Source organism: Allobosea sp. P4_H5, assembly GCF_056400825.1.
Window position 1 is genome coordinate 19,306 of record NZ_JBFUKM010000003.1, and the last position, 17,423, is coordinate 36,728.

Here is a 17,423-nt window from a genome sequence, read left to right on the forward strand (position 1 = left end):
TACCACCCATCAGCGCACCCCGGCCGATGTGTTCGCGTGTGACCACGGCTGACGGCAGGTCTCCTGGCTCGCGGGTCGCTGCCCTTCGCCGCCTTCCCAGGGCCGAGGTCCCAGTGGCGTATGGCGAAAGGCTCGCCGCTTACAGTTGCGGGGGCAGCCGCAGCATGAGATGGCCAAGCCATCCGCACTGCGTTCCCTTTTGATCCCGTGAGGGAACCGTCGCGTTCACGAGTAGGGCGGAAATGCGGCAGCGTCAATTCGCCCGCAGCCTGCAGGACGGGATTTATTCGGCCGCTTTGAGCGGTCGCTTTCGCGCCGCCTTCGCAGCCGGAGCCGGCGCCTCCGCATAGGGCGCGAGGATCGCCATGATGTCGCGCCCGCGTGGCTTGGCCTCTGCCACCAATGCGCGTTCCGCTACCGAATCGAGATGGTGGTGCATCAGGCTCGTGACTTTTCCGGCGTCGCCGCTTGCGAGCGCGTCGATCAGCAGGCGGTGCTCGTTGATGCCGCATTCCGAGGAATGCGGCCGGCTGTAGAGCGACAGGATCAGGCAGCAGCGATAGGCGAGCTCGCTGACATAGCGGACGAGGATCGGGCTCTCCGTCATCTCAGCGAGCAGGATATGGAACTCGGTCGCGAGCCGGATCGAGACCGCGTCGGGGCCGCCACGCGCCGCGTCCTCGGCATCGACATGGGCGCGCAGGGTCGCAAGCTGCGCCTTGCTCAGCCGGCCGGCGAGCTGGCGCACGACGAGGCGCTCCAGCTCGATGCGGATGTCGAAGGTGTCGCGCGCCTCCTGCCAGCTCGGCGTTGCCACGACGGCAGTGCGGTTGCGGCGTAGTTCGACCAGCCCTTCGGCGGCGAGCTGGGCAAGGGCATGGCGCGCGAGGGTGCGGCTGACGCCGAAGCGTTCGCCGAGCGCATCCTCCGGCAAGGTCGCGCCGGGTTCGAGCGCGCGCTCGATGATCGCGCGGCGCAGTGCCCGGCAGATCATCCCCGCCTTGTCCGAAACGCCGTTTCCGGTTTCTTCCCGCGCCATCGCTGACACCAATGGTTGAAGACCGTTTCGTCTTAGCGTCTACGGCTTGCAGTTCGCAATGCGGCTTGGGGCGCAGGCGGAACCGGGTGGTCCGTCTCACGTTCTTAAGGCGACCCAATAGGGGGCCGGGGGGCTTCGCGCATGGCAACGACACCGGCTCCGAGCCGAAGAGCGGTCCAGCCGGAGGCGGGCGGCATCGGCGCGGGCGATCTGGGCGGCGCCGACATCGTCAAGGTGGCGGCGACGCTCGTCTCGGCGGCAGTGATCATCGCGGCGCTCTATTACGGCCAGGACATCCTGATCCCGCTCGCCTTCGCCTTCCTGATCGGTTTCGCGCTCAATCCCCCCGTGATGTGGCTGCGGCGGCGCGGCCTGCCGAAGCTGGTCGCGATCGCGGCGGTGATGACGGTGGTGCTGGTGCTGCTGGCCGGGCTCTTCCTCGTGCTCGGCACGCAGCTGCGTTCGCTCGGCGAGCAACTGCCGAGCTATCAATCGACGATCCATAACAAGCTCAACGATCTCAAAGCGCAGTTCAGGGCGCCGGGGATGCTCGATGGTGCGCTGAACGCGATCGCGTCCCTCCAGAAGGAAGTGGAGTCGGTGCAGGGCGCCGGGGCGCAGCGCGTCGAGATCGTGCCGGCGCCGGGCACGCAATTGCAGGTGGCGCTGGTCTGGCTCGGGCGGGCGCTCGAACCGCTGGCGACGGCCGGCATCATTCTCGTCTTCGTGGTGCTGGCGCTGCTCGACCGGACCGACCTGCGTGACCGGCTGCTGCGCATCCTCGGCGGCAACCTGCACCGCTCGACCGATGCGATCGAGGATGCCGGCAGGCGGATCAGCCGCTACCTTCTGATGCAGCTCGTGGTGAACACCACCTTCGCCATCCCGTTGGCGCTCGGCCTGTGGTTGATCGGCGTGCCGGGCGCTTTGCTCTGGGGGGTCGTCGCGGCGGTACTGCGCTTCGTGCCTTATGTCGGCGCGTTGATCTCCGCCGTCTTCCCGCTGGCGCTGGCCTTCGCGGTCGATCCCGGCTGGCACATGGTGCTGTGGACGCTGGTGCTGATCGCGGGGCTCGAGCTCATCAGCAACAACATCATCGAGCCCATGCTCTACGGCACCAGCACCGGGCTCTCGGCGATCTCGCTGATCGCCGCCGCGACCTTCTGGACCGCGCTCTGGGGGCCCGTCGGCCTGATCCTGTCGACGCCGCTGACGGTCTGCCTGCTGGTCCTCGGCAAGACGCTGCCGCAATTGCAGTTCCTCGACACGCTGCTCGGCTCGGTGCCGGTGCTCAGTCCGACCGAACGCATCTACCAGCGCTTGCTCGCCGGCGATGTCGACGAAGCCATCGAGATCGCCGAAAGCGAGATCGAGACGCTCTCCGTGGTGCCCTTCTATGACACCGTCGGCGTCGCGGTGCTGCGCCTCGCCAGCGACGATTATGGTCGGCAGGCGACTGCGGCGCATCGATTGCGCATCGCGGAGGGAATGGAGGCGCTGCTGGAGGAGTTGCGCGAGGAGCACCCGGTCGCGGCTGCAGAGGGCTTGCCCCCAAAGGTGGTCTGCATCGGCGGCAAATGGGAGATCGACGGGATCGCCGCGCAGATGCTGGCCCATGCGCTCGACCTCGAAGGCGTCCCCGCGCAGGTGCGCAGGATCGCCCATGTCACGACGGGTTCGGTCGCCAGGCTCGATCTAGATGGGGTGCCGATCGTCTGTCTCAACTATTTCAGCGGCGAGCCCGACAACGCCGCCCGGCAGTTCTGCCGGCGCCTGCGGCAGCGCTGGCCGGAGCTGACGATCATCGTGGTTCTCTGGACGGTGCCGCCCGAGAGGCTGGCGGGCGAAGCGAGCAAGGAGATCGGTGCCGACGAGATCGCAGCCTCGATCCAGGAGACGATCGGCCGGGTCCAGCGCCTGTTGCCCGAGACGGCGAGCGAACCGGCTGTGGCAGAGATGCCGGCCGACGATGCCGAGCGCGTGGCGGCGCTCCACGGCACCGGTTTCCTCGACGAGGCGCTGCGTGACGATCTTGACGCGATCGCTAAGCGTGCGGCCGATGCCTTCGACGTCGATGTGGCGATGATCTCGGCGATCGATGCCGAGCAGGAGATCGTCATCGGCGGTAGCAAGGACCTGTCGGGCTTCGGCCGGGACGCGGCCGGGCGGCCGATCCTGCCACGTCGGGCGGCGATCTGCGACCATGTCGTGGCCAGCGGTGAGACGCTGGTGGTCGCCGATACCGAGCGCGATGCCCGCTTCACCGACAATCCTGTCGCCAAGACCTGGGGCTTGCGCTTCTATGCCGGGGCGCCGCTGCGTTCGTCGGACGGCCATGTGCTGGGAGCGCTCTGCATCCTCGATGCGGAAGCGCGCAGCCTCGATCCGCGCGAGCGCGAGCTGCTGGAGAAGCTTGCGGCCGATGTCGTCGAGACGATCAGCCGGATCGATGCCGACGGCTCGCGACAACGGCCGGCCGAGGCGGAATCCGAAGCGAGCGCGACGGTCGGCCAGCCGGTGCCGGAGTAAGATTGGATGGCTCGCGGCTACAAGGACGAGCCCGATGCTGGCACCGAAGGCGAGCTTGCGCATAATGGCGTATCCGCCCCTGCGCACAGGTCTTCGCGATGGATGCCGAGCTTTCTCCTGCAGTCCGGACACCCTGTTCCCGTGACTGGACCGACCGCGCCATCGCTGCGCTCGAAGCCGACCAGCACCGCTCGGCCGACACTCATCTCTTCAAGCTCGACTGCCCGGCGCTTGCGGGCATCGACATCTATCTCAAGGATGAATCGACCCATCCGACCGGAAGCCTGAAGCACCGGCTGGCGCGCTCGCTCTTCCTCTATGCGCTGTGCAACGGCCATATCCGCCAGGGTACTCCGGTGATCGAGGCCTCATCCGGCTCGACGGCGGTGTCTGAGGCCTATTTCGCCCGGATGATCGGTGTGCCCTTCTATGCGGTGATGCCGCGCTCGACCTCGGCCGAGAAGGTCGCCGCCATCGAGCATCATGGCGGCACCTGTCATTTCATCGACGATGGCCGCACGCTCTATGCTGAGGCCGAGGCGCTCGCCCGCCGGCTCGGCGGCCACTACATGGACCAGTTTACCTTCGCCGAACGGGCGACCGACTGGCGCGGCAACAACAACATCGCCGAATCGATCTTCCAGCAGATGGGCAAGGAGCCCCATCCAGCGCCGGCCTGGATGGTGATGAGCGCCGGCACGGGTGGCACCTCGGCGACGCTCGGGCGCTATCTGCGCTACAAGCGCCATGCCACCAGGCTCTGTGTCGCCGATGTCGAGCACTCCGCCTTCTTCGACGGTTATCGTACCGCCAATGCCGATTGCCGCTGCGAGCGGCCGTCGCTGATCGAAGGCATCGGGCGGCCGCGGGTCGAGCCCTCCTTCGTCCGCGGCGTGATCGACGGGATGGTGCGGGTGCCGGACGCCGCTTCGATCGCGGCGATGAACGTGCTCTCGCGCCGGCTCGGGCGCCGCGTCGGCGGCTCGACCGGGACCAATTTCTTCGCCTTATGCTGGCTCGCCGATGCGATGCGGGCAAAGGGCGAACAGGGCTCGCTGGTCACGCTGATCTGCGATTCCGGCGAGCGCTATCTCAGGACCTATTACGATGCCGGCTGGTTGGCCGAACGCGGGCTCGATCCCGCCCCTTACGAACGCCGGATCGAGGCTGCTCTTGCCGGCGAGCGGCTGGAGTGCCCGCTCGAAGAGGCGTGAGCTTCAGAAGCTGTAGGCCGCCTTCACCTTCAGCAGGTGCTGGCTGAAATTGGTGACGTCGAGATCACCCGGCACGCCCTTGGCCTTGCCGGCGATCTGGACGTTGTAGGCGGCGGAGATGGCGAGCTGCTTGCTCGCCTGCCAGAAGATGCCGGGGCCGGCGAAGGTGGCGTAGCCGGCTTCCTTGCCGAAGCCGAGCTCGTTGTGGCGGCGCTGATGGCGCACTTCGCCGCTGAGATAGAGCCCGTCGAGCATTTGCCAGGCGAGCGAGCCGCCGACCGTGAAGGTCGAGGAGCGCAGATAGGAGCTCGGCCCCGTCCAGGTCAGGTCATGCGAGAAGTTGAGCGCGGCGTAGAGCTTGCCAGGGACGAGCGTCTTGTCGGCGAAAATGCGCAGGCCGGTGTTGTAGGTGGTGAAATTGCTGGCGCCGGTCGGATCGGTGCGGTTGAAGCTGGGATCGACGATGACCGTCAGGCCGACGCCGTGCAGGTCGCGGCCGAGCAGGCGGTACTTCATCTCGACGCCGGCACCAGCGCTGCGGCTGTCGGCCTTGGCGCCGGCGATGGTGGCGTCGGTGTAGCCGCCGAGGAGGTAGGGGCCGACCTCGAAGCAGGGGAAGAGCCCGTAGGAGCCCTGCAATTGCAGGCCATGCGCGGCCTGGCGGCCGTTGCGGACGCCGAAGCCGCCATTATAGGTCAGGCTGGCGCCGAAGGAGCCGGGATCGGCGACATCCGAGCCGGTGGTGAAGCCGAAGGCGTCGGTCGGAATGCCTTCGCTCTCGCTGCAGGCCGAAAGCACCGGCGGCGCGGCCGGGGCGCCCTTGCGTGAGGGCAGGTCGGCGGCGAAGGCGGGCGAGAGCAGGCTCGCAGCGGCGAGAGCGACGAAGGCTGACTTCAGCATGGCTGGCGATCCTGTTGATGCATCCACCCTAAGCAAATGCAAATGAGTCGCAACATGGACTCTTCGGTCGCCGCGCTATACCAGCGTATTGTTGCTGCAATGCAACAGGCGCTGCCGGCTCAGCCGGGCACGCCCACGGTGCGCAGCCGCGCGAACGCTACCGGTGCGATCTCCGCCAGAGCTGCGATGGGCTTCCACGCAGCGGCGTGGACCTCCTCTTCTTGGGCGATCAGCGGCAGGGCCGGATCGGCGATGAAGAGATATTGCAGGTCGTGGTGGATATGCGGCAGCTCGCTGCGGCGCGGATTGCCCGGAACCTCGTGGCTGTCGATGACGAAGGGCAGATCGCCGCCGCGATGCCAAGGATGCAGGATGGGAGCGGCGACGCCGGTCTCTTCCACCGCCTCGCGCAGCGCCGAATCGTGGAAGCTCGCGGCCGGCTCGTAATGGCCGCCGGGCTGGAGCCAGCGGCCGATCACGACATGGTCGATCAACAGGACCTGGGCATGGTCGGGCGAGAGCACGAAGGCGCTGGTGGTGACATGGCCCGGCATGGTCTCGCGCCGGTCGAGGATATGGTGCTCGGCGATCTGCCAGCGTAGCAGCGCCAGCCGTTCGCGCGGGCCTGCGACCTCGGCGAGATAGCGGGAGACGGTCGAATCGAGGCGCGCAAGGAAGCTCATGGCCACGCGCATCGCATGTCCGGAGCCAGCCGGGAAGGCCACCTTCCGATCAGGGCAGCTTCAGCCGGTATTCCTCGAAGCCGCCATTCTTCACGCTGTCATAGCCGATGAGGACGCGCAGTTCGCCACGCTCCTGTGCCAGCACGGCGAGCGCCTCCGCCTTGGCGTCCTTGCGTCGAGGCAACTGGCCGAGCTCACGGACGGCGGCGGGGTCGGCTGTGTCGAGCAGCAGGATCGCATAGGGCACGTCCTGCTCCTGCGCCGGGCCGACGAGGACGAGCAGGCGGCCATCGGCGAGCGGGGCGAGATCGCGCACGCCGCGCTGAGCTCCGGCCGCAAAGGCGAGGAGCTGCGGCTTGCTCGCTGCCGGCTCGCTGCCCGGCTTGAACAGGTCGGCGACGCTGCCACCGACGAGGAAGGCGCGGCCGCCAAGTGCTGGCGCGCGCAGGCCGAGCCAGAGCCGGTCGCCGACCACCGCGAGGCCCTCGATATTGAGCCCGTTGCTCGTCTCGTCGAGCGCCTTGCCGACAAAGGGGGCGACCTCGCCGGCCGCGCCGAGCAGATCGGCGACGCGCCAGCTCAATTCGGAGGTGCCGGCCTCACCGTTACTGGCTGCGATCCGGGCCAGCAGGAAGGAGGAGGGCCGATATTCGCCGCTGCGCCGTGAGCAGCCATGCGAGCCGACGACGTAGAAAGTGCGATCGGCAAAGGCGACACCCTCGCCGTCGAAATCCTCGAAATCGCCCTGCTTGGGGCAGCCGATCGCCGGCTGGCGTCCGCTCGCGGCGGCGGGGGCGCTGTCCTTAATCAATTGCAGGCTGGGGCCGGGGATGATCGCGCCCTGCTTCAGCGTCGCGAACTGGGCGGCCTTGTTCTCGTCATTGATCACGAGGCAGCGATATTCGCCGCCGGCGGGCGGGCGGCAGGCGATGCCGCTGATGTCCTTGGCGGTCTTGCGCGGCTTCTTGCCGGAGAAGTCGGAGGTGGCGTTGAGCGTCCGCTCGGGCGTCAGGGGCTGGGCGAGGGCCGTATTGGTCGCCAGCAGGCTGAGCGCGAGGGCGGAGAGGATCGCGAGCCGCATGGTCTTGCTCCGATGGAAAAAGCGGACATAGGGCGCGCAATGGCGGTTGCAAAGGCCGACGAAGCCGAATGCGCCTGCCCACGGGGATACGGGGAGATCTTATCACCGGTGCTCTGGCCGGCCCGATAATGCGCTTCGGGCGAGGGAGTAGGCCATGGCGCAAGCGGGTTTCGCAACTGCATTGTTCGACATGCGGCTCGGTGTCGAGCGGATCGCCCTGGCACTGCTGGAGTTGCGACGCGATCTGCTTGTCAGCCGGTTTCGGACCTCGATCGCGTCCAGGAGATAAACCGAATAGGGTCGACTTATGGTTGTCACACCTGTGGTACGACCCAGCCTGGAACAAAGGCCGGGAACTTCATCGGTGATCATCAGCTTCCAAACGCAATAGTGACGCCAGGCGGTTCGCAACGACTGTTTCCGCACTGCCTGAGCTGCAGTTTGAGGCAAGGCGGCCGCATTACCGGCATGAAGTGGAGACGATGATGATGATCCGGAAAGCAACGATTTGCCCCATCAACTCAATGATCATCATCTCGGGTGGCCGTCCTGTTGACGTGCCATCGGATCAGCCGATAGAGCCGGTCGCCGCATCGCCGAGCTGCCTCTTGGTGGCTTGCATGCCGGAAGTGGATGGCGATACCGAGTTGACGATAGGTCCGGCGGCTGACGTCGACCCCGTCTATGCTCCGGGTTTCGTTGGTCAACTCGAAACACCAAGACTACGTATCCTCGTCGAGACGGTCGACGACGAGATTGTTTTTGACCAGCCGGTTCGCTCAGCTGTTACGCAGGTCCGAATCTGGTTCAGCCATCCGCGTTGGCCGGAAAAGGTGATGATCGGGATCGACTGATCAGGTATTCATCATGCACCGCATTGTCGCAATTCGACCGGTCAACTCGATCGTGTCCGTGCACGGCGGTGGGGATTTCGATGTCCCGTCGGAGAACTTCGAACCCAAGGTCAGTCTGGTGGCTGCCTCGCCCAGCTGTCTCATCGTCGGGCTGTTCCCTGAGATCGACGGCCCGACGCAGCTTCATATCGGTGCGGCCAAAGACGTCGATCCGGGGTGGGCAGAGGCCTTTGCAGGCATGATCGAGACACCAGCCCATGCCCTGATCATCGATACCGTCGACGAAGAGCTCGTCCATCGCCAGGAGGTGCCGTCAAAGACGACGGCCATCAAGATATGGCTCAGCGATCATCGCTGGCCGGAGCATGTCTTTATTGGCATCGACTGAGAGCAGGTGGGCGCTGGATTCGACGCAGCGCCGTAAGTTAAGTCGTCGAACCGCTTACAGGGGCGGTAGCATAGCTCAGATCGTCACTATCCAACCCGAGCGTCGGCAGGCGGAGCTTGGCAGGTGCGTGCGTCGGCCATTATCTAGGAGATGGACCACGTTGGGCGGGCGCTTGAGCCGCAACCTTCCGGAGGTTCCGCGCGCTTGTGATCGAGCGAGGTGGCGGTGGTGAACGTCGAGCCCGGCGGCAACTCGCCCTTCGGCAGGGCGGCTCGGCTGCTTCTCATCCTGTCGGCCGCGTTTGCGGCCTATTTCGGGCTGTCTTCGCTGCTGCTGCCGTTCTTCGGGGTGCCGAACCTCTATACGGGGATCGAGCGCTGGATCGTTCCCGCAACGGGCGCCCTCCAGCTCATGGCCGCCGCGGCCGCCTTCATGCTCGTCATGCGGCGCGACCTGCGCGGCGCGACCCTCGCCGTGGCCGCGTGCTGGATGCTGGGATGGCTCGGGATGCTGCCGTCCGTCGTCCGCAACGGGCTCGACCTCAACGCCGAAGCGCGGCGCATATTGGTCTATTTCATCGCGTTGCTCGTAATCGCGGTCTCGGCGGCGGCGCTGGCGTGGCGGAACCGCCATCCGATCCTGGCCGCCTTCATCGTGACCGCGCCGACCGCAGCCGGCGTCCTGTTCACTCTCGCCTTTGCGATCATGATCGCGATGTACGGTTTTTGAGTCGCGACGCCGACGCCATGCCCGCCTCTGGCCTGAGCGGACCTCCGAAGCAGATCGAATAGCTGTCCGGAGGTCCGCCTTCATCATGGCCAGACAGGTGCGCCGTCCAACCCTGCGGTTTCCGGCAGGCCGCAGATCAGGTTCGCATTCTGCACCGCCTGGCCCGCCGCTCCCTTGCCGAGATTGTCGACCACGCCCATCGCGATCACCAGGTTGCGCTCCGGATCGGCCGCATAGCTGACGAATGCGAGGTTCGAGCCGGTCGCCCATTTGGTCTGCGGCGGCTTGTCGGTCACGCGGACGAACGAGCGCCGGGCATAGAAGCGCCGGGCCGCGTCCAGGCACTGATCCGTGGTGGCGCGGCCGCGGCAGTAGATAGTGGCGAGGATGCCGCGGGTCATCGGCACCAGATGCGGCGTGAACACCAGCCCGGCAGCGCTGCCGCCGCTCAGCCGCTCGATCGTCCGGGCGATCTCGGGCATGTGGGTGTGCTTGAGCAGGCCGTAGGGCACCAGGTTCTCGTTGCTCTCGGCGTAGCCGAACTTGCTGTCGCCGCCCCGGCCGGCGCCGGAGATGCCCGTCTTGACGTCGATCACGATATTGCCGGGCTCGATCAGCCTGTCGGCCAGCAGCGGCGCCAGCGCGGTCAGCGTCGCTGCGGGGAAGCAGCCGGGATTGGCGACGCGGGTCTGACCTTCGATCTGAGCCGGCCAGATATCGGCCAAGCCGTAAGCCCACCCCTCGACATAGCGGTGGTCGCCGCCGATATCGACGATCTTCACATCCTTTGGGACGCGTGACAGCGCCTCGGCGGAGGCGCCCGTCGGCAGCGACGCGAACAGCACGTCGAGCTTCGGCAGGGTTGCCGGGTCCCATTTCTCGATCACCAGTTCGGCGAGCTTGGTCGGCACACCGGGGAAACGGTCGACCAAGCGGCTACCAGCGCTGCTCTCGCCTGCGGCGTAGACCAGCTCGAAAGACGGGTGGCTCGCGACCAAGCGCAGCGCCTCGCCGCCGCCAAAACCGCTGATCCCGACAATGCCGACGCGAATGCTCATGGTGATGTCCTTCTGGGGTTCGGGCAAAAGAAAACCCCCGGAGCCGAGGGCTGCGGGGGTTCAGAAACGCGGGTCGGGGCCGTTCCGACGAGTGGGACCTACAATGAGGCAGTCACCACGCGGGAGGACGCTGATCGACGCGCAGCCAGGAAGCCGCCGCTTGGATGAAGCGGCGTCGGCGTCGGTCGCAAAGGGTCCGGTTCCTGAGCATGCCCCGGGACACTGTCCCGACCCACATTTATCGTCAAGTGGAATGTCTGCCGACGACCCGTTGCGGACATTGGCGGGCGCATGCCCACCTGGTTCCGCGCATTATTGGACACATGTTCACGGTAGCGGGCGGTGGCTCTTCGCCCGCATGACAGGGCGATTCACCGTTTCAGACCGGACCTAGTCCCGCGCTAGCTAGCGTCGGGCGCGGCCACTCCGTCTAGCCCTGCGGCTTGCGGCGGCGATAGGTATGAATTTTCGACAAGTTGCCGCATCGGTCCATCGAACACCAGCGCCGCCGGCTTGACTGCGACTCGTCCAGAAACAGAAGCGAGCAATCCGGGCCTTCACATTCCTTGATCCGTTTCGCCGACACGCGGGCGAGCAGCAATACGGCGTCGCGCGCAATCGAAGAGGTCGCGGCATCGACCGGATCGCGACTGTTCCATTTCACGGTTTCGGCGCCATGCCCATTCAATTGCGGGATGAGATCGGGAGCCGTGGCGGCGGCGTTGAGTGCCGCCAGATCGCTCGGCTCGAAACGGGTGCCGGTCATCGCGGCGCGGACCAGGCGATAAATCGTCTCGCGGAGCTTCCTCAGGGCACCGAGCTGCACGATGCTGACTCTCGCGCCGGATCCGCGCGGCAATACACCCGCAAGCTCAAGCCACGCCTCTGCGGCAGCGCTGTCCGCGAGCCGTTCAATCGGCTTTACGTGGCGCTTTCCCAGTGTAGCGATCAGATCGAGGCTCGATCTACCGCCGACGAATCTAAATTCCGTCGCTTCCATTTCCCCACTCTATTTCACTTGACACCGATTGAACTAGTGTAAATATCGACACCTATTCATATGGTGTCAAAAATAGGTGGACGATGCGCGTTGTGCAAGTTACGGAATTTGGCCCCCCGGACCGGTTGGTAGCGGCCGAGGTTCCCGATCCCAGTCCAGGCGCCGGTCAAATTTTGATTCGCCTCGCGGCGGCCTCGGTGAATCGTGCGGACGCGCTGCTTCGGGCAGGCGGCTATCATATCTTGCCGCCTCTGCCGGTGACGCCGGGAACCGAGGGGGCAGGTTTCGTTGAGGCGCTTGGCGCGGGCGTCGACGGCTTTGCAATCGGTGATCGGGTTGTGGCGTGGGGCGTGCCTGGCTTTTACGCGGAGCTTGTCGTAGCGGAGGCCAAGAAGGTTGTTCTCCTTCCGCCGAGCGTGGATTTTGACGTCGCGGCGGCGCTTCCGGTCACATGGCTCTCGGCGCGCTATTGCCTCAATGAGCTGGCGCGCGTTCGCAAGGGCGATGTCGTGCTGATCCATGCCGCTGCCAGCGGCGTGGGAAGCGCCGCGATCCAGGTCGCCAAGCACGCGGGCGCAGCAGTGATTGCCGTGGTCGGCTCATCGGACAAGGAGGCGTTCGTCCGTAATCTCGGTGCCGACCATGTCGTGTTGAGAGGCGACCAAGACCTCGTTGAACAGGTTATGCGGCTAACGGACAAGCGCGGCGCCGATGTCGTTCTCGACCTTGCTGGTGGTGAAGCGTTCGCCCAGAGCGTGCGGGCCGTGGCGCAGGGCGGCCGCGTCGTGGCGATGGCCAATGTCGCCTTGACACCAAGTACTATCGACACACGCGATTTCTATCCGAAGAATGTCACCATATTCGGCTTTCAGTTCACCAACCTGCAACGACTTGGGTGGAATCCGCGCCCTGATCTTATTGCTCTGCTCGATCTTGTCGCCGCGGGTCGCTTTGTCGTTTCGATCGATCAACGTTTTCCGCTCACTGATGCGGCTGCGGCGCATCGGCGGATCGAATCGAACGAAACCCGGGGCAAGATTCTTCTCACTGTCGGGTCATGAAGGCGTGGGCTCTCTTAATGCCGCTCCCATCCTCCGCCTCGTTCTCCTAAGTGGCTCCGCCCCCGTTCTGGTGATGGGCAGCACTCGCGAGTTCACCCCGATGTTTCGCTCGAACCGGAATGGCAGCTTTCCACCCGTTGCGGACAAGCGCTGACATCGACGATCAGAACAGAAAGCAGCCCCGCGCCGCCCATATGAGCGGCGCGGGACGTCAACTCAGCCCAGCTTCCCGTAAGCCGGCACGGTCAGGAACTCCTCGAATTCCGGTGCCAACGAGAGCTTCGAGAACAGGTCGATCGCCTCGGGGAAGCGGCCCTTGTCATAGGCTTCGGCCCCGAGCTCGTTCTTCACCCGCGCCATTTCTTCGGGCAAGCAGCGCTTGAACAGCTCGGCATCGACCTTGGCGCCGCCTTCGAGCGCGACGCCGTACTGGACGAACTGCCAGATCTGGGCGCGGCTGATCTCGGCGGTCGCGGCGTCCTCCATCATGTTGTAGATCGGCACCGCGCCGCGGCCGCGCAGCCAGGCTTCGAGATACTGCACGCCGACGCGGATGTTCTCGCGGAAACCCTCCTCGGTGCGGGTACCCTCGTGCACTTCGAGCAGGTTTTCGCGCCCGACCTGTACATCTTCGCGCAGCTTGCCGAGCTGGTTTGCCTGCGGCATCAGCCGGTCGAACACCTCCATCGCGACGGGGACGAGGTCGGGATGGGCGACCCAGGTGCCGTCATGGCCGTCGCCGGCCTCGCGCTCCTTGTCGGCCTTGACCTTGGCGAAGGCGGCGGCATTGGCCTCGGGATTGTTCTTGACCGGGATCTGCGCCGCCATGCCGCCCATGGCGAAGGCGCCGCGGCGATGGCAGGTCTTGATCAGCAGCAGCGAATAGGCGCGCAGGAAGGCCTTGGTCATCACGACCTGCGAGCGGTCGGGCAGGACGAAGGCCTTGTTGCGGGCGAGCTTCTTGATGAAGGAGAAGATGTAGTCCCAGCGGCCGCAGTTCAGGCCGGCCATGTGCTCGCGCAGTTCGTAGAGGATCTCGTCCATCTCGAAGGCGGCCGGCAGGGTCTCGATCAGCACGGTCGCCTTGATCGTGCCGACTTTCAGGCCGAGCGCGATCTGGGCGGCGACGAAGACGTCGTTCCAGAGGCGCGCCTCGAGATGGCTCTCGAGCTTGGGCAGGTAGAAATAGGGGCCCGAGCCCTGCGCCAGCGCTGCCTTGGCGTTATGGAAGACATAGAGCCCGAAATCGACCAGCGAGCCCGAGGCGATCTCGCCGTCGATCTCGATATGGCGCTCGGGCAGGTGCCAGCCGCGCGGCCGGATGATCAGGACGGCGGGCTTGTCCTTGAGCTTGTAGGCCTTGCCCGAGGTCGCGTCGGTGAAGTCGATCCTGCCGGCCCAGCGGTCTTTGAGGTTGATCTGGCCCTCGACCATGTTGGCCCAGACCGGTGAGGAGGCGTCCTCGAAATCGGCCATGAAGACCTTGGCGCCGGAGTTCAGCGCGTTGACGATCATCTTGCGGTCGACCGGGCCGGTGATCTCGACGCGGCGGTCGAGCAGATCGGTCGGGATGGTTGCGACCTTCCAGTCACCCTCGCGGATGTGCTTGGTCTCGGCCAGGAAATCCGGGGTCTCGCCGGCGTCGAAGCGCTTCTGGCGCTCCTTGCGCACAGCGAGCAGGCGCTTGCGGGTCTCGTTGAAGCGGCGCTGCAGGTCGGCGACGAAGGCGAGCGCATCATGGCTCAGGATCTCGTCATAGCGCTCGGCGAGCGCGCCCTTGACGACGACGCCGGCAGGAAGCTTCAGGCTGGTCGGGGCGGTCATGGCTGTCATCTCCCAAGGCAGCGATCAGATGGGTGCATTATGGGGCTTCATGATTATGGCCGGAACCGCAGAGAATGTCAGATGATCTGATCAGGAATGGAAACAATCCCCGGCGGAGGCGAAACCGACCCTGATGCTGCCATTGCAACTGCGTGTCACGGCGCGGGGCGTGCCGGTTGACGATCAGGGGATTTGTTCATGACCGCCACCCGCCTCGGCCTGCTCGCTGCCGCTTTCGCTGCCGGCTTCATGACGACGCCGGCCTTTGCCCAGAACCGCTGCGCCGTCACCGATCCCACGGGCACGCCGCTCAACATCCGCGAGACGCCGAATGGCGAGATCATCGGCCGCGTCACCAATGGCGCCGGCATCCGCGTGATCAACACCTCGTCGGACGAGCGCGGCCGGGCCTGGGCCCTGATTAGCCCTCGCGGGCGTACCCACGTGGTGGGGTGGGTCTACCGCGAGTTCGTGTCCTGTTATTGAGACGGGTGCGCTGACTCGCTGACGACTTAAGCGCGGGGAACCCTCTCCTGGAAGGAGAGGGCGGTGTGAGGTGTGGGAGATCAGACCAGTTCCGCGAGACCTGACCGCGCGGTTAGGTTCAGGCCAACGTTTCCAGTTCGAACACCTCACCCCTACCCCTCTCCTTCCAGGAGAGGGGATCCCGCGCCTTATCCTGCCAGTTCGCCAAAGCGCTTTAGGAACGCCGCTTGTGCCTGCTCCGTCGTCTGCGGCTCGATCAGCGCCAGTACCTCGCGCGGCAGCGCCTGCGGGCGGCCGAAGAAGCGCAGGGCTTCCTCGCGCTCGAAGCCGGCGAGCTCAGTCGCTTCGAGGAAGGCCGAGATCTTGTCTGCGTCCTTGGTCTTACGCTTGACGATCGCCGGCGTCGTCGCCGGCAGGGAAAAGCGCAGGTGGATCGCACCAAGCAGGCGCAGTTCGACGCCCTTATAGGCATCGCCCATCACCGCCTTGAACGGCGAGATCATGTCGCCGATCACGTACTCCGGCGCATCGTGCAGCAGCGCCATCAGCCGCCATTCCCGCGACCAGTCCGGGTTGAGATGCCCGGCGATCGCCTCGACCAGCAGCGAGTGCTGCGCCACCGAGAAGGAATGCGCGCCGTGCGTCTGGCCGTTCCAGCGGGCGACGCGGGCAAGGCCATGGGCGATGTCCTCGATCTCGACATCAAGCGGCGAGGGATCGAGCAGATCGAGCCGCCGGCCCGAGAGCATGCGCTGCCAGGCGCGCGGCGGAGCGGGAGGCTTCACCATCAGAGATTCTTCGCCATCAGGCGGCGGGGCGCGTGTCGCGGGCGAGCGCCGCGCATTCCTGCCGGCGGAAGCAGCCGGTGAGGTGGTCGTTGACCATGCCGCAGGCCTGCATCACCGCATAGACGATGGTCGGGCCGCAGAAGGTGAAGCCGGCGGCCTTGAGCTCCTTCGAAATTGCCTTGGAGACGGCGGTCTCGGCCGGAACATCCTCATGGGTGCGGAAGGCGTTCTGGATCACCCGCCCGTCGAGGTGCTTCCAGAGGAAATCGTTGAAGGGGCCCTTCTCGCTCAGTCTGAGATAGGCCTGCGCATTGCGGATCGTGCCCTCGATCTTGCCGCGATGGCGCACGATCCCGGCATCGGCGAGGAGGCGCTGGACATCGGCCTCGCCGAAGCGGGCGACCGTTTCCGGCTCGAAACCGGAAAAGCCGGCGCGGAAGGCATCGCGCTTGCGCAGGATGGTGATCCAGGACAGGCCGGCCTGGAAGCCGTCGAGCATCAGCTTTTCCCAGAGCGTGCGGGAATCATATTCCGGCACGCCCCATTCGGTGTCGTGATAGGCAAGATAGAGCGGATCGCTCCCTGGCCAGATACAGCGATATTTGCCGTCGGGACCCTCGACCGCCTCACGCCCGCCGGTGACGTCACTCATGCCGCTGCTCCGAATTCCGGCTCGCCGGGATAGGGGAAGCGGATGAAGGACGGCTTGGGCGCCAGCGTAAAAGCAAGGCCGCCGGCGTCGAGCCTGTGGCCGGCGGCGAACGCATCCGCCACTCGGTCGAGCCGGAGCAAAGCAAGGCCGCGGCCGCCGGCGCAGGAGCCGACACGGCCGAGCGTCTTGCCGCCGGCGCTGGCCTCGACGCCGTCATCGGGGTTGATGCCTTCGCTGAAGACGACCGGCACGATGCGCGAGCGCGCAGTGCCGCGGTGCTGCATGCGCGAGACGACCTCCTGGCCGATATAGCAGCCCTTCTTGAAGGAGACGCCGCCGAGCTGGTCGAACAGCGCCTCGTGCGGGAAGGCATCGCCATAGAGGAAGTCGCGTCCGCCATCGGGGATGCCGAGGCCGATGCGGCGAGCGTGGTAATCGTCCATGCTGGCATCGACGAGCTCGTCGGCGCCGTCACGGTCGACGATGGCGCGCTCGCCGAGTTCGGGCAGGCGCGGATCGGCATAGACCAGCCCGGCATCGGCCGGCAGCCTGCCGCCATCGGTCGCGGCGATCACCGCCGCGCTCTCGCTGAGATCGTCGAGCGTGACCTTGGCGCGCAGCTTGTAGAGCTTCAGCTTCTTCATCAGGTCGGGGATCTGGAGCAGGGGCGTGTCGAGCAGGAAGCCGCCGCCCTCCGCGTCCGGCACGGCGACAACCAGAAAATCGTCGATGATCTTGCCTTGCGGTGTCAGCAGCCCGCCATATCCGGCGCGCTCGGGCGTGACGGTCTCCATCGCGTTGGTGACGATGTTGTCGAGGAAATCGCGGGTGTCGTCGCCGCTGACGCGGATGACGCCGCGGTCGACCAGTCTGGTTGCCGGCATGGCGGGGGGCTCTCTGAGCGATCTTTAGTTTCGGCGCGGGCGCCGTTCGTCCCGATAGTTAGGGTGCTTCGGCCAAAGGCTCAACCGATGCGGCGATGGACCCAGGAAACGGGTGCCGTATGCCGCGCGGCCGTCCCGGTGAAATTTTTTTGGGGGAGCTGTCGATCCGGCGTTTTCCCATTCGACGTGTCAGCAAGAAGCAGCGGAGGTCGCAGGCAACTGCCGCCTTCGCCCGAGCTTCGAAAGACGCGAT

At 65.8% G+C, this 17,423-nt stretch carries 17 protein-coding genes and 1 riboswitch; of the genes, 7 read left to right on the plus strand and 10 right to left on the minus strand.

All coding sequences use genetic code 11. From position 1 onward, the window contains the following. Positions 1 to 36: 36 nt before the first annotated feature. Positions 37 to 234, minus strand: a riboswitch (cobalamin riboswitch). A 49-nt stretch (positions 235 to 283) separates the two neighbouring features. After that, positions 284 to 1,039 (minus strand): GntR family transcriptional regulator, encoded by a 756-nt coding sequence (locus AC1DS0_RS06560; RefSeq protein WP_476813575.1) that lies wholly within the window; start codon positions 1,037 to 1,039, stop codon positions 284 to 286. Between the two features lie 141 nt (positions 1,040 to 1,180). On the opposite strand from AC1DS0_RS06560, the gene AC1DS0_RS06565 reads away from it, so the two are divergent. Both AC1DS0_RS06565 and AC1DS0_RS06570 read left to right on the plus strand, forming a co-directional pair. Further along, complete coding sequence (locus AC1DS0_RS06565; protein ID WP_476813576.1) at positions 1,181 to 3,568, plus strand: AI-2E family transporter; 2,388 nt, start codon at positions 1,181 to 1,183, stop codon at positions 3,566 to 3,568. Positions 3,569 to 3,666: 98 nt separating this feature from the next. Further along, positions 3,667 to 4,782 carry a PLP-dependent cysteine synthase family protein gene (locus AC1DS0_RS06570; RefSeq protein ID WP_476813577.1) on the plus strand — a complete coding sequence of 372 codons (1,116 nt, stop codon included), beginning with the start codon at positions 3,667 to 3,669 and terminating at the stop codon, positions 4,780 to 4,782. Between the two features lie 3 nt (positions 4,783 to 4,785). Here the strand turns inward: AC1DS0_RS06570 and AC1DS0_RS06575 are convergent, their stop codons facing one another. The 3 genes from AC1DS0_RS06575 to AC1DS0_RS06585 form a co-directional block, all read right to left on the minus strand. Continuing rightward, complete coding sequence (locus AC1DS0_RS06575) at positions 4,786 to 5,682, minus strand: hypothetical protein (protein WP_476813578.1); 897 nt, start codon at positions 5,680 to 5,682, stop codon at positions 4,786 to 4,788. 119 nt (positions 5,683 to 5,801) lie between these two features. Further along, positions 5,802 to 6,365 carry an NUDIX hydrolase gene (locus AC1DS0_RS06580; protein WP_476813579.1) on the minus strand — a complete coding sequence of 188 codons (564 nt, stop codon included), beginning with the start codon at positions 6,363 to 6,365 and terminating at the stop codon, positions 5,802 to 5,804. Positions 6,366 to 6,414: 49 nt separating this feature from the next. Beyond that, positions 6,415 to 7,446 carry a DUF3616 domain-containing protein gene (locus tag AC1DS0_RS06585; RefSeq protein ID WP_476813580.1) on the minus strand — a complete coding sequence of 344 codons (1,032 nt, stop codon included), beginning with the start codon at positions 7,444 to 7,446 and terminating at the stop codon, positions 6,415 to 6,417. A 485-nt stretch (positions 7,447 to 7,931) separates the two neighbouring features. Here AC1DS0_RS06585 and AC1DS0_RS06590 point away from each other — a divergent pair, with 485 nt between their 5' ends. The 3 genes from AC1DS0_RS06590 (at position 7,932) to AC1DS0_RS06600 (ending at position 9,417) form a co-directional block, all read left to right on the plus strand. Continuing rightward, positions 7,932 to 8,300, plus strand: coding sequence for a hypothetical protein (locus AC1DS0_RS06590; RefSeq protein ID WP_476813581.1), 369 nt, complete (start codon positions 7,932 to 7,934; stop codon positions 8,298 to 8,300). 13 nt (positions 8,301 to 8,313) lie between these two features. Further along, complete coding sequence (locus AC1DS0_RS06595; RefSeq protein ID WP_476813582.1) at positions 8,314 to 8,688, plus strand: hypothetical protein; 375 nt, start codon at positions 8,314 to 8,316, stop codon at positions 8,686 to 8,688. A gap of 225 nt (positions 8,689 to 8,913) precedes the next feature. Beyond that, the gene (locus AC1DS0_RS06600) at positions 8,914 to 9,417 is read left to right on the plus strand and encodes a hypothetical protein (protein WP_476813583.1); all 504 of its coding nucleotides are present in this window, start codon (positions 8,914 to 8,916) and stop codon (positions 9,415 to 9,417) included. Positions 9,418 to 9,500: 83 nt separating this feature from the next. On the opposite strand, the gene argC is transcribed toward AC1DS0_RS06600, so the two are convergent. Together argC and AC1DS0_RS06610 are read right to left on the minus strand one after the other, a co-directional pair. Next, positions 9,501 to 10,475: an N-acetyl-gamma-glutamyl-phosphate reductase gene (argC, locus tag AC1DS0_RS06605; protein WP_476813584.1), complete on the minus strand. Its 975-nt coding sequence runs from the start codon at positions 10,473 to 10,475 to the stop codon at positions 9,501 to 9,503. A gap of 430 nt (positions 10,476 to 10,905) precedes the next feature. Further along, positions 10,906 to 11,475 carry a CGNR zinc finger domain-containing protein gene (locus AC1DS0_RS06610; protein WP_436151380.1) on the minus strand — a complete coding sequence of 190 codons (570 nt, stop codon included), beginning with the start codon at positions 11,473 to 11,475 and terminating at the stop codon, positions 10,906 to 10,908. Between the two features lie 83 nt (positions 11,476 to 11,558). Between AC1DS0_RS06610 and AC1DS0_RS06615 the strand changes: the two genes are divergently transcribed. After that, positions 11,559 to 12,536 carry a quinone oxidoreductase family protein gene (locus AC1DS0_RS06615; protein ID WP_476813585.1) on the plus strand — a complete coding sequence of 326 codons (978 nt, stop codon included), beginning with the start codon at positions 11,559 to 11,561 and terminating at the stop codon, positions 12,534 to 12,536. 216 nt (positions 12,537 to 12,752) lie between these two features. On the opposite strand, the gene aceB is transcribed toward AC1DS0_RS06615, so the two are convergent. Further along, positions 12,753 to 14,360, minus strand: a complete 1,608-nt coding sequence (aceB, locus tag AC1DS0_RS06620) for a malate synthase A (protein ID WP_476813586.1) — start codon at positions 14,358 to 14,360, stop codon at positions 12,753 to 12,755. A gap of 198 nt (positions 14,361 to 14,558) precedes the next feature. Between aceB and AC1DS0_RS06625 the strand changes: the two genes are divergently transcribed. Beyond that, entirely contained in the window at positions 14,559 to 14,846 is a 288-nt protein-coding gene (locus AC1DS0_RS06625) for an SH3 domain-containing protein (RefSeq protein ID WP_476813587.1), read from the plus strand. Between the two features lie 188 nt (positions 14,847 to 15,034). Here the strand turns inward: AC1DS0_RS06625 and AC1DS0_RS06630 are convergent, their stop codons facing one another. Genes AC1DS0_RS06630 through ygfZ form a run of 3 tightly spaced genes read right to left on the minus strand, consistent with a single transcriptional unit; the run spans position 15,035 to position 17,170 of the window. Further along, positions 15,035 to 15,634 (minus strand): YfbR-like 5'-deoxynucleotidase, encoded by a 600-nt coding sequence (locus tag AC1DS0_RS06630; RefSeq protein ID WP_476813588.1) that lies wholly within the window; start codon positions 15,632 to 15,634, stop codon positions 15,035 to 15,037. A 16-nt stretch (positions 15,635 to 15,650) separates the two neighbouring features. Further along, a complete protein-coding gene (locus tag AC1DS0_RS06635) occupies positions 15,651 to 16,286 on the minus strand; it encodes a DNA-3-methyladenine glycosylase I (protein ID WP_476813589.1) in 636 nt (211 codons plus the stop codon). Further along, a complete protein-coding gene (gene ygfZ, locus AC1DS0_RS06640) occupies positions 16,283 to 17,170 on the minus strand; it encodes a CAF17-like 4Fe-4S cluster assembly/insertion protein YgfZ (protein WP_476813590.1) in 888 nt (295 codons plus the stop codon). Before ygfZ ends, AC1DS0_RS06635 begins: the two co-directional genes overlap by 4 nt. Positions 17,171 to 17,423 lie beyond the last annotated feature (253 nt).

Excerpts from the sequence above, each read along its gene's own strand:
- AC1DS0_RS06565 (WP_476813576.1), top strand. The coding sequence starts at position 1,181 with ATGGCAACGACACCGGCTCCGAGCCGAAGAGCGGTCCAGCCGGAGGCG.
- ygfZ (WP_476813590.1), bottom strand. The coding sequence starts at position 17,170 with ATGCCGGCAACCAGACTGGTCGACCGCGGCGTCATCCGCGTCAGCGGC.
- AC1DS0_RS06580 (WP_476813579.1), bottom strand. The coding sequence starts at position 6,365 with ATGAGCTTCCTTGCGCGCCTCGATTCGACCGTCTCCCGCTATCTCGCC.
- AC1DS0_RS06560 (WP_476813575.1), bottom strand. The coding sequence starts at position 1,039 with ATGGCGCGGGAAGAAACCGGAAACGGCGTTTCGGACAAGGCGGGGATG.
- AC1DS0_RS06575 (WP_476813578.1), bottom strand. The coding sequence starts at position 5,682 with ATGCTGAAGTCAGCCTTCGTCGCTCTCGCCGCTGCGAGCCTGCTCTCG.
- AC1DS0_RS06635 (WP_476813589.1), bottom strand. The coding sequence starts at position 16,286 with ATGAGTGACGTCACCGGCGGGCGTGAGGCGGTCGAGGGTCCCGACGGC.
- AC1DS0_RS06625 (WP_476813587.1), top strand. The coding sequence starts at position 14,559 with ATGACCGCCACCCGCCTCGGCCTGCTCGCTGCCGCTTTCGCTGCCGGC.
- AC1DS0_RS06630 (WP_476813588.1), bottom strand. The coding sequence starts at position 15,634 with ATGGTGAAGCCTCCCGCTCCGCCGCGCGCCTGGCAGCGCATGCTCTCG.
- AC1DS0_RS06595 (WP_476813582.1), top strand. The coding sequence starts at position 8,314 with ATGCACCGCATTGTCGCAATTCGACCGGTCAACTCGATCGTGTCCGTG.
- argC (WP_476813584.1), bottom strand. The coding sequence starts at position 10,475 with ATGAGCATTCGCGTCGGCATTGTCGGGATCAGCGGTTTTGGCGGCGGC.
- AC1DS0_RS06585 (WP_476813580.1), bottom strand. The coding sequence starts at position 7,446 with ATGCGGCTCGCGATCCTCTCCGCCCTCGCGCTCAGCCTGCTGGCGACC.
- AC1DS0_RS06590 (WP_476813581.1), top strand. The coding sequence starts at position 7,932 with ATGATGATCCGGAAAGCAACGATTTGCCCCATCAACTCAATGATCATC.
- aceB (WP_476813586.1), bottom strand. The coding sequence starts at position 14,360 with ATGACCGCCCCGACCAGCCTGAAGCTTCCTGCCGGCGTCGTCGTCAAG.
- AC1DS0_RS06570 (WP_476813577.1), top strand. The coding sequence starts at position 3,667 with ATGGATGCCGAGCTTTCTCCTGCAGTCCGGACACCCTGTTCCCGTGAC.
- AC1DS0_RS06610 (WP_436151380.1), bottom strand. The coding sequence starts at position 11,475 with ATGGAAGCGACGGAATTTAGATTCGTCGGCGGTAGATCGAGCCTCGAT.
- AC1DS0_RS06615 (WP_476813585.1), top strand. The coding sequence starts at position 11,559 with ATGCGCGTTGTGCAAGTTACGGAATTTGGCCCCCCGGACCGGTTGGTA.